The sequence below is a fragment of the Methylobacterium sp. E-005 genome (assembly GCF_022829725.1).
Lineage (GTDB): Bacteria > Pseudomonadota > Alphaproteobacteria > Rhizobiales > Beijerinckiaceae > Methylobacterium.
This window is the reverse complement of sequence record NZ_JAKSYG010000200.1, coordinates 98,481-113,494: the sequence shown is the minus strand read 5'-3', so window position 1 is coordinate 113,494 and position 15,014 is coordinate 98,481. Positions and strand designations below refer to the sequence as shown.

Genomic DNA, 15,014 nt, shown 5'->3' with positions numbered 1-15,014 from the left:
ACACGTCAAGCCGGTCCTGCACCGTTCCTTTCCAAGGCGCATGCAGCGCCAGCGGAATGCGACCCGAGACCCGGCATGAAAAGCGCCGCGCAAGCGGCTCAGGTTGAACCAGGAAGACGCTTCGCGACGTCATGTGCTGGGTCCCCGGGTCAGATTCTGCTGGCGCTCCACCTGTCCGGGAAAACGGCGCGTGTCATGGGCCGGGGCTCCGATCCCCGCACCGCGCCCGGCCAATCTGAGCGGACCGGGCGAAGCTCCTGAAACCCGCACTTGCTACGCGCCGCGCCCGTGCGGGTCGCGCGCCGCCACGACCACCGCCAGCGCCGAGAACACCAGCCCCACCGCGCAGACCCCCGGCCAGCCGACCAGCAGAAAGGCCTGCGAGCCGGCATAGGCGCCGAGCGCCCCGAACACGAACAGGGTCGTGAACAGGACGGTGTTGATCCGCCCCCGCGCGCCCGGGACCAGGGCGTAGGCCCGGGTCTGGTTGGCGATCAGTGCCCCGTTCATGCCGATGTCGATCAGCAGCACGCCGAGCGCCACCGCGATGAGCGACCACGCGCCCCCGGCCCACAGCACCACGAAGGACAGGGCGACCATCAGGCTGCCGCCGAGCACCACGGGCTTGGCGCCCTTCCGATCGGTGAAGCGGCCCGAGAGCGGCGCCACGAAGGCCCCGCAGACGCCGATCACCCCGAACAGCCCGGCGCCCGCGGCCGTGAGCCCGAAGGGCGGGCCCTCCACCAGCAGCGCCAGCGTCGCCCAGAAGGCATTGAAGGCGGCAAACAGCAGCGCCTGCGACAGGCTCGCCGTGCGCAGAACCGGCTGGCTCCGGGCGAGGTGGAGGATCGACAGCATCAGGGCGCGGTAGCGCAGGGGGTGTGTCTGCGCCGTCTGGGGCAGGGTCGCCCGGGCGATACCCGCCATGACGAGGGCCAGCACGGACGCGACGAGGAAGACCGGCCTCCAGCCGAGATGCGCCCCCAGGACGCCGCTCGCCGTCCGGGCGAGCAGGATGCCGGTGAGCAGCCCGGTCATCACCTGCCCGACCACCCGCCCGCGGCTCGCATCCGGCGCGAGCTCGGCCGCGAACGGTACCGCCTGCTGGGCCGCGCAGGCGAGCACGCCGACGACGAGATGGGCCAGCGCGAGGCTCGCGAGGTTCGGGGCGAGGCCGACCGCGAGCAGCGCGACGGCGAGGCCGAGGCACTGCCACACGATCAGGGCGCGCCGCGGCAGCGCGTCGCCCAGCGGCACGAGTCCGACGATGCCGAGACCATAGCCGACGAGGGCCGTGGTCGGCACCCAGAGGGCTGCCCGATCGCCGAACTCGGCCACGATCAGCCCGAGCAGCGGCTGATTGTAATAGATGTTGGCCACCGCCCCGCCGGCGATCAGCGTCAGGCCGAGCCGGGCCTTCGCGTCGAGGGAGGTGGTCACGGCTGGATCGAGGGCAGGCCGGTTCGCCGCCGCGGAAGGGCCATGGTCAGATCCGTATCTTCAGGTCGGGGCAGGGCAGTCGCACGCCTGTACGAGCAGAGCGCGCCAGCTCGCAAGCTGCGGCGATGCATCCCTGCCTGGACGCGGCGGGCCCCTTCACGGGGATCGCTGCAGCACCATATGCGAACGATGCAACCGGCGCTGCCGGCCTACGGGACCGCAGCGCGCAGCACAATCCGGGTGTCGGGCGAGACAGGCTCCAGAACCGGCATACGAGTGAGCGGGCGGTTTCGTTCCGTGCGGATGCACCCGGACCCGCCGGAAACAGGGAGTACGGAATGCCGAACTACCGCATCGACTTCGCCAAGGAGATCCTCGGGGTGCCGTTCACGGTCGGCTCCGTCGAGATCGCGCGGGCCCGTGATCCCGAGCGCGCCCGCCGCGCCGCCGAGCTCCGCTTCGCCCGCCAGCACGGCGTCGGCGACTGGCGGGAACGGGCCGACCTCGCCACCGTCGCCGAACGCATCTGACCCCAGAGGCTTCGATCCGTCACACGACCTTTGCACCACTTTTGCAAGATCGCCCTTCGCACTCTGCAACCGGTCAAGCTCTGGTCGCGGCGGCCGCGCCGCCGTAAGATGTGGGGCAGGATCGGGGTGCCGGTCCGACCGCCCCGACGGGGCGGCTGCGCACGCATCCGATCGACGAGCCGGCGTCGCGGGGCGGGACGCGCGTCGTATTCGGGTCGACAGGGGTCAGTGCGAAGGTCATGGCGGCGATCTCCTTCTTCGGCGACCTGCTTCAGACCATCAGCGAGCGCGGCCGCGACCTGATCGGCATCGGCCGCGGCGACTTGGCGTCCCGGGCCAATGCGGGCGATCTCGTCAAGCTGTGTGAGGATCTGATCTCCCGGCGCGGCGAGGCCTCCGGCGTGGCTTTGGCCCGCCTGATCCTCGACCGCTACGCGAGCTTCGGGCAGGCCGAGCGCCACGCCTTCCTGCGCGCCATCGCCCTCGATTTCGACGCGGACCACGCTGCCGTCGACGAGGCGATCGCCGCCTATCGGGCCGCCCCGTCGCGGGCGCGGCTCGGCACCCTGCACGAGGCCGCCGAGCCGCGCAGCCAGGAGCTGATCCGCCGACTCAACCTCGCCCGGGGCGGGACGCTCAGCCTCGTGCGGATGCGCGAGGATCTGTTCGACCTGCGCCAGAGCCTGCGCTCCGGCGAGACGTCGGATCCCGCCCTGCTCGACGCGGTCGACAGCCTGGATTCCGACTTCGAGCACCTGTTCGCCTCGTGGTTCAACCGCGGCTTCCTGGTGCTGCGCCACATCGACTGGACCACGCCGGCCCACATCCTGGAAAAGATCATCCGCTACGAGGCGGTGCACGCCATCGCCGATTGGGACGACCTGCGCGCCCGGATCGAGCCGCCGGACCGGCGCTGCTTCGCGTTCTTCCACCCGGCGCTCGCCGACGAGCCGCTGATTTTCGTGGAGGTGGCGCTGACCGGAGAGATCGCACCCGCCATCGCGCCGATCCTGTCGCGGGAGCGCAAGCCGCTGCAGCCTCAGGCGGCGATGACCGCGATGTTCTACTCGATCTCGAACTGCCAGAAGGGGCTTGCCGGCGTCACCTTCGGCAACTTCCTGATCAAGCAGGTGGTCGAGGACCTGACCCGCGAGGTCCCGACCCTCAAGACCTTCGTGACGCTCTCGCCGGTGCCGGGCTTCGCCGCGTGGCTCGCCCGGGAGCGCCGGGCCGACAGCCCGCAGGGGCTGCTGCCCGAGGATGTCGAGACCCTGCGGGCGCTGGACGATCCCGACTGGCACACCGACAAGGCGAAGGCCGACGCGGTGCGCAAGGCGCTGATCCCGGCGGCCGCCGCCTATTTCCTGCGCGCCAAGAACGCGCGTGGGCGCCCCCTCGACCCGGTGGCCCGGTTCCACCTCGGCAACGGCGCACGGCTGGAGCGGATCAATTTCCTCGGCGACACGTCGAGGAAGGGCCTGTCCCAGGCCCATGGCCTGATGGTGAACTACCTCTACGATCTCGCTGCGATCGAGCGGAACCACGAGACCTACGCCAATCTCGGCACGGTGGTGGCATCCCCCGCGGTGAGTCGCGAGCTGCGCGCCAAGCTGCCGCCGCCGCGCGCGGTGGCGCTGGCCGAGGCGTAGCGTTCGGGCCAGCGCCACCGCAGGTCTTTGCGGTCGGCTCATGGGGCCTCCGCCGCCAGCCGGGCGAAGGCCAGGGTGATCCGCTGGGCCGTGTCCTGCGCGGCCTCGCCCTCCAGAGGCACCCGGCGGTCGAGGATCAGCGCGGCGAGCCCGTGCACCAGCGACCAAGCGGCGAGCGTCAGATCCGCGGCCGCCATCCCGGAGCCGGCCAGGGCGGCCGCCCGCCGCTCCAGGATCGCGTAGGCGCGGGACCGGTCCGGTGTGCAGCCAGCCCCCATGAACATGAGTCGGAACAGGGCTGGGTTCCGGCATGCAAAGGTCACGTAGGCCGCCCCCTGCGCGGCCAGGGCCTGGGCGCCCGCCGCCGAGGCGTCAGCCGTCTCCAGGGCGACCGCGAGCGCCTCGAAGCCGCTGGCCGCCACCGCCTCGAGAAGCTCCTCCTTGCCGGCGAAGTGGCGGTAAGGCGCCATCGCCGACACGCCGCAGGCCCGCGCCACCGCGCGCAAGGAGAGCGCCGCCGCGCCGCCGGATTCCAGCTGCTCCAGGGCCGTCGCCACCAGGGCCGCCCGCAGGTCGCCGTGGTGGTAGCTCCTGTCGGGCTCAGATGTTGACATTGTACACAATCCGCGGGATGTTTACACCGCACACAAAGCGCAGGAGACGGCGCTATGCAAGCTGCCCCGGTCCGCCACTCCGTGGATCTCTCCGCCTATCCCGACCTCGTGGTGGTCTATCTCGGCTTCCGGGTCACCCGCTGGCGCGGATTGCTCGCGCTGATGGGGCTCGGGCGGGGCATCGCCGCTTCGGTGCGGTCGCAGCCGGACGGGCTGCTGGCGCACGAAAACATGTTCTTCGGGCTGACTCATGTCGGCATGCGGCAGTATTGGCGCGATCTGAACAGCCTGGAGCGCTTCACCCGCTCCGAGCCGCACCGCACGTGGTGGCGGGATTTCTCCCGGGATTCCAGGGGCTCCGGGTTCTGGCACGAGGCCTATGGCCGGGGCGGCATGGAGGCGATCTATGTCGGCATGCCGGCGCCCACCGGCCTCGGCCTGTTCGCTCCCGAGCGGGCGCCGGACGGGGCCTTCCTGTCATCGCGGCAGCGCCTCGCCGCCTGAAAGGGCTCGCCGGGAGGCCCCTGAGGCGGCTATGGGTGCGGGAGACATGAAGGCCCGCGACAACTTAAGCCGTCCGATGACCAATCACCTCTTCTCCCTGATCCGGGACGGCGTCCCGGATCCCGCCAAGACCGTGATCGAGACACCGGAGGGCCGCCGCTACGCTTACGCGGACCTGATCGCCCGCGCCGGCGCCTACGCGGCGGCCCTGCGGGCGGCGGGCGTGGAGCCCGGCGACCGGGTGGCCGTGCAGGTCGAGAAGAGCCCGGAGGTCATTTTTCTCTACCTGGGCGTAGTCCGGGCCGGCGGCGTGTTCCTGCCGCTCAATACGGCCTACACCCCGGCCGAGATCGGCTACTTCCTGGGCGATGCCGAACCCACGGTGTTCGTCTGCGACCCGGGCCGGCGCGAGGCGCTCGCCGAGGCCGCGGCCGGTGTCCGCACGATCTGGACGCTGGACGCCACGGGCGGCGGCAGCGCCGCCGAGGCCGCGGACCGGCAGGACGGCGATGTCGCCGACGTGCCCCGGGGGCCGGAGGATCTCGCCGCGATCCTCTACACCTCGGGCACGACCGGGCGCTCCAAGGGTGCCATGCTGACCCACGACAACCTCGCCTCGAACGCCCGGACACTCGTCGACTCTTGGCGTTTTACCGCCGACGACGTGCTGATCCATGCCTTGCCGGTGTTCCACACCCACGGGCTGTTCGTGGCGACCAACACCGTGCTGGCGAGCGGCAGCTCCATGCTGTTCCTGCCGCGCCTCGATCCCAAGCTGATCCTGAGCCTGATGCCCCGGGCCACCGTGCTGATGGGCGTGCCGACCTTCTACACGCGCCTGCTCAAGGAGCCGGGCCTGACGCCGGACGTGGCGAAGGGCATGCGCCTGTTCGTGTCGGGCTCGGCGCCGCTGCTCGCCGAGACGCATCGCGAGTGGCAGGCCCGCACCGGCCACGCCATCCTCGAACGCTACGGCATGACCGAGACCAACATGAGCACCTCGAACCCCTATGACGGCGACCGGGTCGCCGGCACGGTCGGGTTCCCGCTGCCGGGCGTGTCCCTGCGGGTGGTCGAGCCGGAGGGCGGTTCGGCCCTCGGCCCCGATACGGTCGGCATGATCGAGGTGATGGGCCCGAACGTGTTCCAGGGCTACTGGCGCATGCCGGAGAAGACGGCGGCCGAGTTCCGGGCCGACGGCTTCTTCATCACAGGCGACCTCGGCAAGGTCGATCCGCGGGGCTACGTCCACATCGTCGGGCGCGGCAAGGACCTGATCATCTCGGGCGGCTTCAACGTTTATCCGAAGGAGGTCGAGACCGAGATCGACGCGCTTCCGGGCGTGGTCGAATCCGCGGTGATCGGCCTGAGCCATCCGGATTTCGGCGAGGCGGTGACGGCCGTGGTGGTGGGGGGCCCGGGCTGCCCGGACGAGGCCGGGGTGCAGGCCGCCCTGGAGGGCCGGCTCGCCCGGTTCAAATGCCCCAAGCGCGTCCTGTTCGTGGACGAGCTGCCGCGCAACACTATGGGCAAGGTGCAGAAGAACCTGCTCCGGGAGGCGCATGCGGAGCTGTATCGGAGCTGATTTCGGCTCGCGGCCGGACAAGCTCCGCGGTCGACGGAGCCTCCTTCGTCGTTGCGCGCGCAGCGAAGCAATTCAGAGTGGCACCCCGCCCTCCGACGTTGTGCGCCCCCTGAGTCACTTCGCTTCGCTCGCAATGACGATGGCCGGCGGCCCCCTGGGGCAACGCCGGCCTTAAATCAAAGATTGTGCTCTTTCCGCTCACCTTCCGGCGGCTCGTGCCCGTCCGGATCGACCACCTTGCGCGCGGCGGCGTTGAGGTTGTCCGGATCAAGGGCGGATTCGACGAACTCGCGGCCGATATTGGTCACCTCGCGGGCATAGCGCAGGCCCTGGTCGCGAACCTCGTCGGCCCAGGGTCCGATGTTCCGGTCCTCCTGGCGGGTCCGCGGCAGCAGGGCGCCGAGCAGCAGGCCGGCGGCGACGCCCACCACGCCCACGAGGAGCGGATTGTCGTCCACGAAGCGCTCGACCGCGGTCCGGCCGCGATGCAGCCCGTCGATGCCCTGGCTGGTCAGGTCGTCGAGCGCCCGCATGTTGCGCCGGTGAAGCCCCTCTGCACGACCCCGCACGTCGTCATAGGCCGCGGAGGCGCGGTCGCGGGCCTGATCGGCCGCGCCGCCCAGGCGGTTGCCGATATTGTCGGCGTAGCTGGAGACGGTCTGGCTGGCCTGACCGGCGAGGTCGGCGGCGCGGTCGCCCGCCGCGCGGACGCCGTCCTTCACGGTGGAGGCCGGATCGGAGGCATGCGAACCGCCGCCCGAGATCCCACCTGAGGAGAGCGGCGTGCCCCCCTTCGGCAGCGGGTCGTGCAGGCCGCGCGGATCGGGCCGCAGGGTGAAATCGCCTGCGGCCGTGCCGGGCGCGCCCGGATCGCCGAGGCCGGCCGGATCCGGGCGCAGGCCGGTACCGCCGGACCCGTGCGGCATGCCCGCCTCGGCGGCGATCTGCTCGGGGGTGCGGGAGGGGGTGGAGGGGGTGCCCGGCTTGTCTGTCATAGGGTTGTCCTCGGATGTCCGTCTCGGCTGCGCGGCCTCACGGGGCCGCGCCGTTCCCTCCGGCCTGCCGGCCGGCCTTATCGTTCGTGTCCGGCGCCGGCCTTCAGATCTCGGTCTTGTCCAGCGGGTCGCGCGCCGGGCGGACCGTTGGAAGGTCGGGATCGTAGCCGCGCGCCGCGCCGGTATTCAGGGCCGGCACGCGCGCGGCCGCGACCTCCGTGCGGCGACGCTGGGCATCCTTCGCCATCCGGTTGAACAGCAAGCCGACGCCGGCCGCGATCAGCAGCACCGGCACCGGGTTGCGACGCACCGCCTCCAGGGCCGAATCGTAGGTGGTGTTCAGGGCCGGCACACGCCGGGCATTGCCCAGCATCTCGTCCACGAGGTTGGGCACCGAGAGCCGCCCCTGGATGCGGTCGATCGTGTCGTCGAGCCGGGCACGGCTCTCCTCGATCTCCTTCTCGAGGTCGTTCATCGAACTCATCCGGACACGCGCTCCGACAGGGCCTGGGCATCCTGGCGGACCTGGCGCGTGGTGCGCTTCGGGGCCAGGGTGGAGAGGGAGAGGACGCTGCGTGCCCACAGGGCCATCCCGAGGGCGAGGGCCAGCAGCACGCCGCCGACGATCAGGGCCGAGAGCCACTCGGACCCCACGATCGTGGCGAGCCATTTCACGAAGGCGCCGATCAGCACCAGCAGGGCGACCACGGCGAACACCGCCGAGCCAACCATGCAGGCGAGGCCGACGACGAGCTGACGGATATTGCCCGCCATCTCGGCGCGGAACAGCGCGATCTCCTTCCGGGCGAGCTCATTGGTCTCGCGGAGCGCGTCGCCGATCAGGCTCTGGATGCTCGAAGCACCGGTGGCACCGTTCTGGCGCGGATCAGTCCCCTGGGCCATGGCGTCAGGCCCGGAAGCTGTCGCGGGCGTCGCCCTCCGGCGCCTCCGGCGGCAGGCTCGACGATTTGATGAACCGGGCGGCGATCAGGCCGGCCACGAAGGTCCCGACCGCCACCGCGACCGGCGCCCGGCGGGCGAGGGACTCGGCCTCGCTGTAGAAATCGCCGAGGCTGCGGCGCTCGATCGAGGAGCCGAGCTGCTCCAGCCCGTCGGCGGCGCTGTCGAAGAAGGCACGCACATTCGGCTTGTCGCCGAGGTCGCGGCCGGAATTGCGGATCGTCTGGGCCAAGTCGTGGACCGACTGCGCCGCGTCGCCCTTGCGCTGTTCGACATAGCTCTGCGCCTGGAGACGCGCCGCGTCGAGGAGGCCGCGGCCGCGCTCCGCCGCCACATCGGCCAGACCCTCGACATCGCCCTGAAGGGCGCGCCACTGCGCGCGCTCATCGGCCGCCGCGTGGGGGGCGCCCTGCGGCGCCTCATGTGCGGCCCCGTTAAGCGGGTCCTTGAGCGTATCCCGCGGTAACTCGTTGCCGGCCATCTCGAAAACACTCCTCGCGACGCGGGGTGGGACACCGCTCGCAGCAGCCGCGACCCCCGCGATGGCTGAGTAACCGACTCAGCTGTTGCCGGTTCCGGCGTCGCGTGCTGCGAACCCGATTCAGGTCGAACAGCCTCCCGCCCGGTGCGACGCGGCGCAGCGGTCAGTCTCCGTTCAGCCAAGGTCTGTCAGAACCGCCACGCTTCGACAACGACCCTTGCTCAGCCCTGGCCGACTCACCCGGCGCGGCGGGGCGCAAGGCCGGGACGGAGCGGCCGCCCTGTCCCGGAACGGTACGGGAACGACTTGACCCGCGCCCGGCTTCACGCTTGGGTCGTACCACCTTGGGTCGCCCCAACTTGGGGCACTCACGACCAACAAAGGATCGCGCAGGGTTCCCGCGCGTTCTGACATAGAGTTGATGTCCCGATGCAGGCGCGGCGAGATCCTCGACTCGACCTGCGCCCCTGATCCGGAGCCGACCCGCGTGGCACGCCTTGTGATCGTATCGAACCGCGTCGCCGTCCCGGAGGAGGGCGGGAAGGCGGTCGCGGCGGGCGGCTTGGCGGTCGCCGTGAAGGAGGCTTTCACCGCCTATGAAGGGCTGTGGTTCGGCTGGAGCGGCACCATCACCGAGGAGCCCTCGGAGGAGCCGACCCTGATCGACCGGGGCCGCGTCCAGTACGCGGTGGTCGACCTCTCGCCCCAGGACCACCTCGAATATTACGCCGGCTTCGCGAACCGGGCCCTGTGGCCGATCATGCATTACCGGCTCGGGCTCGGCGCCTTCTCGCGCTCGGATTACGCCGGCTACAGCCGTGTCAACCGCACCTTCGCCCGGGCGCTCGCCAAGCTGGTCGAGCCCGACGACATCATCTGGGTGCACGATTACCACCTGCTGCCGCTCGCCGCCGAGCTGCGCGGCCTCGGGCTCGACAACCCGATCGGCTATTTCCACCACATCCCCTGGCCCGCCGCCGATGTGTTCAACTCGCTGCCGGCGAGCACCGAATTGCTGCGCGCCATTGTCGATTACGACTTGATCGGCCTGCAGACCGAGGCGGATGTCCAGAATCTGCAGCGCAACCTCGTCGACACCCAGCGGGCGATCCCGCTCGGCGGCGGCTCGCTGATGGTCGATGGCCGCCGGACCCGGATCCGCGCCTTCCCGATCGGCATCGACGTCGCGGGCTTCAAGGAGGCGGCCGAGAAGGCCGGCGCCAACAAGGTGGTGCGCGAGACCATGGCGGGCCTGCGCACCCGCAAGCTGCTGATCGGCGTCGACCGGCTCGATTATTCCAAGGGCGTGCCCGAGCGGATGGAGGCGGTGGAGAGCTTCTTCGCCTCGAACCCCGACCAGCGCGGCAACGTCACCTACATCCAGATCACCCCGAAATCCCGCAGCGAGGTGCCGGAATACGAGCAGCTCGCCCGCGACGTGAACGAAAAGGTCGGCGAGATCAACGGCTCCCTCGGCGACCCGGCTTGGACGCCGATCCAGTACATCACCAAAGCCTATCCGCGGCCCGTGCTCGCCGGCCTCTATCGGGCGGCGCGGGTCGGCATCGTGACGCCGATGCGCGACGGCATGAACCTCGTCGCCAAGGAATACGTGGTCGCGCAGTCCGAGGACGATCCGGGGGTGCTGGTCCTGTCGAAATTCGCCGGCGCCGCCCGCCAGCTGCCCGAGGCGCTGCTGATCAACCCCTACGACAAGTTCGAGGTGGCGGAGGCGATCCGCGCGGCGCTCTACATGCCGAAGGCCGAGCGGCTGGCGCGCTGGAAGCCGATGGTCGAGCGCATGACCCGCGAGGATGTCGACTGGTGGGCGCGCAACTTCCTGGCGGAGCTTGAGAATTTCCGCACGATCGAGCGCGAGCCGCCCACCAAGACCGCCGCCGCGGCCGAATAACCGTCGATGTCCCGGGTTTCCAAAGGGATCATCCCTTTGGCGGGGTCTCGGGGCGGAGCCCCGATGTCGGGCGTTGCCCGGACCCAGCAGGGCGTTGCCCTGCACCCACAAAAGGTCGAAGACCTTTTGAAACCATGATGTTGCGCGGCGACTTTCTGTTCTCACAATCACAGCTGGACCCCACCCATGATCGCCGTCGATGACGGGGTGCCGGCGCCGCTCGGCGCGCATTTCGATGGACGCGGGGTCAACTTTGCCCTGTTCTCCGAGCACGCCACCGCGGTCGACATCTGCCTGTTCGAGCCCGGTGAGCGGCACGAGACCCGCACGGTGCGGCTGCCCTGCCGGACCGACGATGTCTGGCACGGCTACCTGCGCGGCGTGCTGCCGGGCCAGCTCTACGGCTACCGGGTGCACGGCCCCTGGGACCCGGCGAACGGCCACCGGTTCAACCCGTCGAAGCTGGTGCTCGACCCCTACGCCCGGGAAATCCGCGGGAAGATCCGCTGGCACGACGCGCTCTACGGGCACCGTCGCGGTGGGCGCGAGGACCGGATCGACCGGCGCGACAGCGCAGTCTACATGCCGCGCTGCGTCGTCACCGCCCCCGAGGTGCCGAACCTCGCCCTCGATCCGGTGCGCCGGCCGCTCGCCGACACGGTGGTGTACGAGGCGCACGTCAAGGCGCTGACCCGCACCCATCCCGCGATCCCCGAACCCGAGCGCGGCACCTACGCGGCGCTCGCCCATCCGGCGATCATCGAGCACCTCGTGAAGCTCGGCGTCACGGCGCTCGAACTCCTGCCGATCCAGGGCTTCGTCGATGACCGCTTCCTGGTGGACAAGGGCCTCGTCAATTTCTGGGGCTATCAGCCCCTGAGCTACTTCGCCCCAGATCCGCGCTACCTGGGGGAGGGTGGCCTGGGCAGCCTGAAGGCGGCGATCCGCGAGCTCAACGCCGCCGGGATCGAGACCTGGCTCGACGTGGTCTACAACCACACCGCGGAGGGCGATCACACCGGTCCGACGCTCGCGTTCCGCGGCATCGACAACGCCAGCTACTACAAGCTCGACCCCGCCGACCGGCACCGCAACATCGACTGCACCGGCTGCGGCAACACCTTCGACGTGAGCCATCCGCGGGTGATGCAGCTGGTGCTGGATTCCCTGCGCCACTGGGTGACCGCCTATGGGATCGCGGGCTTCCGCTTCGACCTCGCGTCGAGCCTCGGGCGGTCGCCCCTCGCCTTCAGCCCGCAGGCGGCCTTCTTCCAGGCGGTGGCGCAGGATCCGGTGCTCGCCCGGGTCAAGATGGTGGCCGAGCCCTGGGACATCGGAGAGGGGGGCTATCAGCTGGGCGGCTATCCACGTGGCTGGAGCGAGTGGAACGACCAGTTCCGCGACGCGACGCGCGGCTTCTGGAAGGGCGATTCCGGCACCCTCGCCAAGGTCACGCAGGGGCTGACCGGCTCCCGGGAGGTGTTCGCACCCTCCCGCCGCTCGCCGCTCGCCAGCGTCAACTTCATCGCCAGCCACGACGGCTTCACGCTCGCCGACACGGTGGCGTACGAGGCGAAGCACAACGCGGCCAACGGCGAGGACAACCGCGACGGCCACGGCCACAACGTCAGCCGGAATTACGGGGTCGAAGGCGACACCGACGATGCGGCCATCCTGGCGGTGCGCGCCCGGCAGAAGCGCAACATGCTGGCCACCGTGATGCTGGCCCAGGGCGTGCCGATGCTGCTGATGGGCGACGAGCGCTCGCGCAGCCAGGGCGGCAACAACAACGCCTACGCCCAGGACAACCCGACGAGCTGGATGGACTGGAGCGTCGATCCGGACCCCGCGTTGACGGGCTTCGTCGCCAACCTGCTCGCCCTGCGGCGGGCGCAACCGGCCCTGCGGCGGCGGCGCTTCTTCACCGGCGCCGTGATCGATCCGGACCAGCCCCTGCGGGACGTTCACTGGCTGGCGCCCGAGGGCACCGAGATGGGCGAAAGCCACTGGTCCGACGACGGGCTCCAGGCCTTCGGCATGCAGATCGGCAATGACGGTGAGCCGGGCGACCGCCTGCTGATGCTGTTCAACGCCGGGGAGGGGGGTTGCACGTTCCACCTCGCCCCGGTGATCGGAGGCCCGTGGCGGCCGGTCTTCGACACCGGCGAGCCGGAGGGGGCGCTTTCGCCGGATGCTGCGCCTTACGCGGCGGGCGGCGCGGTGCCGCTGGCAGGGCGAACGGTTCTGGTTCTCACCGCCCCGAGGGCAGAGACCGGGCGAGGGGCCGGGTGGGTGCCGGGACCGTAGGGGGCGAGGTCGTTCAAGAACAAGATCAGAGACGATCCCACGTCTCTCCTCCCCCCTCTGCGGGGAAGGGAGACGTGCACCCCTTGTCCCCCCATTGCCACACCCCCCGCCCGCCATAGCTGCGCTGCGGGAACCGGATCGACCCCGGGGCCTTCTCCCACGACAGCTCTTTCTGCCGCGCTTGCCCCGGCCTGCGCGGCCAATGACGAGGACGGTGGCCCGATGCGGCGCGCCCACAGCATGGATTTCGGGGCCGAGATGGTCGGGGGCGGCGTCCGCTTCGCCCTCTGGGCGCCCACTGCGCAGAGCGTCGACCTCGTCGTCGACGGCATCGATCACCCCCTGCCCGAATCCGGCGGCGGCTGGCGGCGCACCGCCCTGCCCGGCGTGAAGCCTGGCGCCCGCTACGGCTTCCGCATCGACGGCGACCTGATCGCCCCCGATCCCGCCTCGCGGTTCCAGCCCGACGACGTGTCGGGCCTCAGCGAGGTGATCGACCCGCGCGGCTTCGAATGGTCCGACGAGACCTGGACCGGGCGGCCGTTCGAGGAGGCGGTGATCTACGAGTGCCATGTCGGCACCGCGACGCCGGAGGGCACCTATGCCGGCCTTCAGGCCCGGCTGCCCGACCTCAAGGCGCTCGGCGTCACCGCCATCGAGCTGCTGCCGCTCGCCGACTTCAAGGGCTCGCGCAACTGGGGCTACGACGGCGTGCTGCCCTACGCCCCCGACGGCGCCTATGGCCGCCCCGACGACCTCAAGCGCCTGATCGACGCCGCCCATGGGCTCGGCCTGATGGTCTATCTCGACGCGGTCTACAACCATTTCGGCCCGGCCGGGAATTACCTCCACGCCTACGCCAAGACCTTCTTCACGGAGCGCCATCAGACGCCCTGGGGTGCGGGCATCAACTTCGACGGCAAGGAGAGCGGTGCCACGGTGCGCCAGTACTTCATCCAGAACGCCCTGTACTGGCTGGAGGAATACCATTTCGACGGCCTGCGCTTCGATGCCGTCCACGCAATCCTCGACGATTCGCCCCGCCACTTCCTGGCCGAGCTCGGCGAGACGATCCGGAAGTTTTTTCCGGATCGTCAGATCCACCTGATGCTGGAGAACGAGGCCAATCAGGCTCGCTGGCTGGAGCGCGACGCGGCCGGGCGCCCGAAGATGCACGACGCCCAGTGGGCCGACGACCTGCACCATTGCTGGCACGTCCTGCTCACCGGCGAGGATGCCGGCTACTATAAGAGCTTTGCCGACAAACCCGTCGCGCACCTCGCCCGCTGCCTCGCGGAGGGGTTTGCCTATCAGGGCGAGCCCTTCTCGACCCTCGACAACCACCCGCGCGGCGAGCCCTCCGGGCACCTGCCGCCCTCGGCCTTCGTAACCTTCCTCCAGAATCACGATCAGGTCGGCAACCGCGCCCTCGGCGAGCGGTTGAACCACCTCGCGGATCCCAAAAAACTCGATCTGGCCCGGGCCGGGCTCCTGCTGGCGCCGCAGATCCCGATGCTCTGGATGGGTGAGGAATGGTCGGCCTCCGCGCCGTTCCTGTTCTTCGTCGACTTCGCGCCGGACGAGGAATTGAACAAGGCGGTGCGCGACGGCCGCCGCCGCGAATTCAAGAGCTTTGCGGCGTTTGCGGACGACACCGGGAAGATCCCCGATCCCACGCAGCGCGAGACCTTCGAGGCCTCCAAGCTCGACTGGTCCGAGCGGGAGCGCGCGCCGCACCGCGAGGTGCTGGCCGAGACGACCCGGCTCCTGGGGCTGCGCCGCGACGTGGTCGTGCCGCTGGCGAAGTCCGGCTACGAGGGCGCCGCCGCCACGCTGCCGCGGGCTGACGTGGTCGACTGCACGTGGCGCTTCGGCACCGGCACCCTGCGGTTCGTCGCCAATGTCGGGACCGAGCCCTTCGCGCTGGATCCGGGCGGTGCCAAGCTGGTCTGGACCAACGCCCCGGACGGGGCCGGACGCGACCTACCCTCCTGGACCGGCGTGTTCTTGACGGAGTCCCACTCGTGAGCGCCTTGA

The 15,014-nt window shown here is 70.4% G+C and carries 13 protein-coding genes; 7 read left to right on the top strand and 6 right to left on the bottom strand.

Annotation, left to right across the window (positions count from 1 at the left end; translation table 11 throughout):
• Window positions 1-273: 273 nt before the first annotated feature.
• The gene (locus MKK88_RS23230) at window positions 274-1,440 is read right to left on the bottom strand and encodes an MFS transporter (protein WP_244003937.1); all 1,167 of its coding nucleotides are present in this window, start codon (window positions 1,438-1,440) and stop codon (window positions 274-276) included.
• Between the two features lie 338 nt (window positions 1,441-1,778).
• Between MKK88_RS23230 and MKK88_RS23225 the strand changes: the two genes are divergently transcribed.
• Window positions 1,779-1,970, top strand: coding sequence for a hypothetical protein (locus tag MKK88_RS23225; protein WP_244003935.1), 192 nt, complete (start codon window positions 1,779-1,781; stop codon window positions 1,968-1,970).
• A gap of 239 nt (window positions 1,971-2,209) precedes the next feature.
• Complete coding sequence (locus MKK88_RS23220; RefSeq protein WP_244003933.1) at window positions 2,210-3,619, top strand: malonyl-CoA decarboxylase; 1,410 nt, start codon at window positions 2,210-2,212, stop codon at window positions 3,617-3,619.
• A 38-nt stretch (window positions 3,620-3,657) separates the two neighbouring features.
• Here the strand turns inward: MKK88_RS23220 and MKK88_RS23215 are convergent, their stop codons facing one another.
• Window positions 3,658-4,233, bottom strand: coding sequence for a TetR/AcrR family transcriptional regulator (locus MKK88_RS23215; protein ID WP_244003932.1), 576 nt, complete (start codon window positions 4,231-4,233; stop codon window positions 3,658-3,660).
• Between the two features lie 54 nt (window positions 4,234-4,287).
• On the opposite strand from MKK88_RS23215, the gene MKK88_RS23210 reads away from it, so the two are divergent.
• Window positions 4,288-4,737 carry a monooxygenase family protein gene (locus MKK88_RS23210; protein ID WP_244003930.1) on the top strand — a complete coding sequence of 150 codons (450 nt, stop codon included), beginning with the start codon at window positions 4,288-4,290 and terminating at the stop codon, window positions 4,735-4,737.
• Window positions 4,738-4,813: 76 nt separating this feature from the next.
• Entirely contained in the window at window positions 4,814-6,322 is a 1,509-nt protein-coding gene (locus MKK88_RS23205; RefSeq protein ID WP_244003927.1) for a malonate--CoA ligase, read from the top strand.
• Between the two features lie 176 nt (window positions 6,323-6,498).
• On the opposite strand, the gene MKK88_RS23200 is transcribed toward MKK88_RS23205, so the two are convergent.
• From MKK88_RS23200 to MKK88_RS23185, 4 genes are all read right to left on the bottom strand, one after another.
• Window positions 6,499-7,317 carry a hypothetical protein gene (locus MKK88_RS23200; RefSeq protein ID WP_244003925.1) on the bottom strand — a complete coding sequence of 273 codons (819 nt, stop codon included), beginning with the start codon at window positions 7,315-7,317 and terminating at the stop codon, window positions 6,499-6,501.
• Between the two features lie 103 nt (window positions 7,318-7,420).
• On the bottom strand, window positions 7,421-7,792 hold the full coding sequence (locus tag MKK88_RS23195; RefSeq protein ID WP_244003923.1) for a DUF3618 domain-containing protein: 372 nt from the start codon (window positions 7,790-7,792) through the stop codon (window positions 7,421-7,423).
• 5 nt (window positions 7,793-7,797) lie between these two features.
• Window positions 7,798-8,220 (bottom strand): phage holin family protein, encoded by a 423-nt coding sequence (locus tag MKK88_RS23190; protein WP_244003921.1) that lies wholly within the window; start codon window positions 8,218-8,220, stop codon window positions 7,798-7,800.
• A 4-nt stretch (window positions 8,221-8,224) separates the two neighbouring features.
• Window positions 8,225-8,758, bottom strand: coding sequence for a hypothetical protein (locus MKK88_RS23185; RefSeq protein WP_244003919.1), 534 nt, complete (start codon window positions 8,756-8,758; stop codon window positions 8,225-8,227).
• A gap of 487 nt (window positions 8,759-9,245) precedes the next feature.
• Between MKK88_RS23185 and MKK88_RS23180 the strand changes: the two genes are divergently transcribed.
• The 3 genes from MKK88_RS23180 (at window position 9,246) to treZ (ending at window position 15,005) form a co-directional block, all read left to right on the top strand.
• On the top strand, window positions 9,246-10,670 hold the full coding sequence (locus MKK88_RS23180) for a trehalose-6-phosphate synthase (protein ID WP_244003917.1): 1,425 nt from the start codon (window positions 9,246-9,248) through the stop codon (window positions 10,668-10,670).
• A gap of 186 nt (window positions 10,671-10,856) precedes the next feature.
• Entirely contained in the window at window positions 10,857-12,977 is a 2,121-nt protein-coding gene (glgX, locus tag MKK88_RS23175) for a glycogen debranching protein GlgX (RefSeq protein ID WP_244003915.1), read from the top strand.
• A 222-nt stretch (window positions 12,978-13,199) separates the two neighbouring features.
• A complete protein-coding gene (gene treZ, locus MKK88_RS23170; RefSeq protein WP_244003913.1) occupies window positions 13,200-15,005 on the top strand; it encodes a malto-oligosyltrehalose trehalohydrolase in 1,806 nt (601 codons plus the stop codon).
• The last annotated feature ends 9 nt before the right edge of the window (window positions 15,006-15,014 follow it).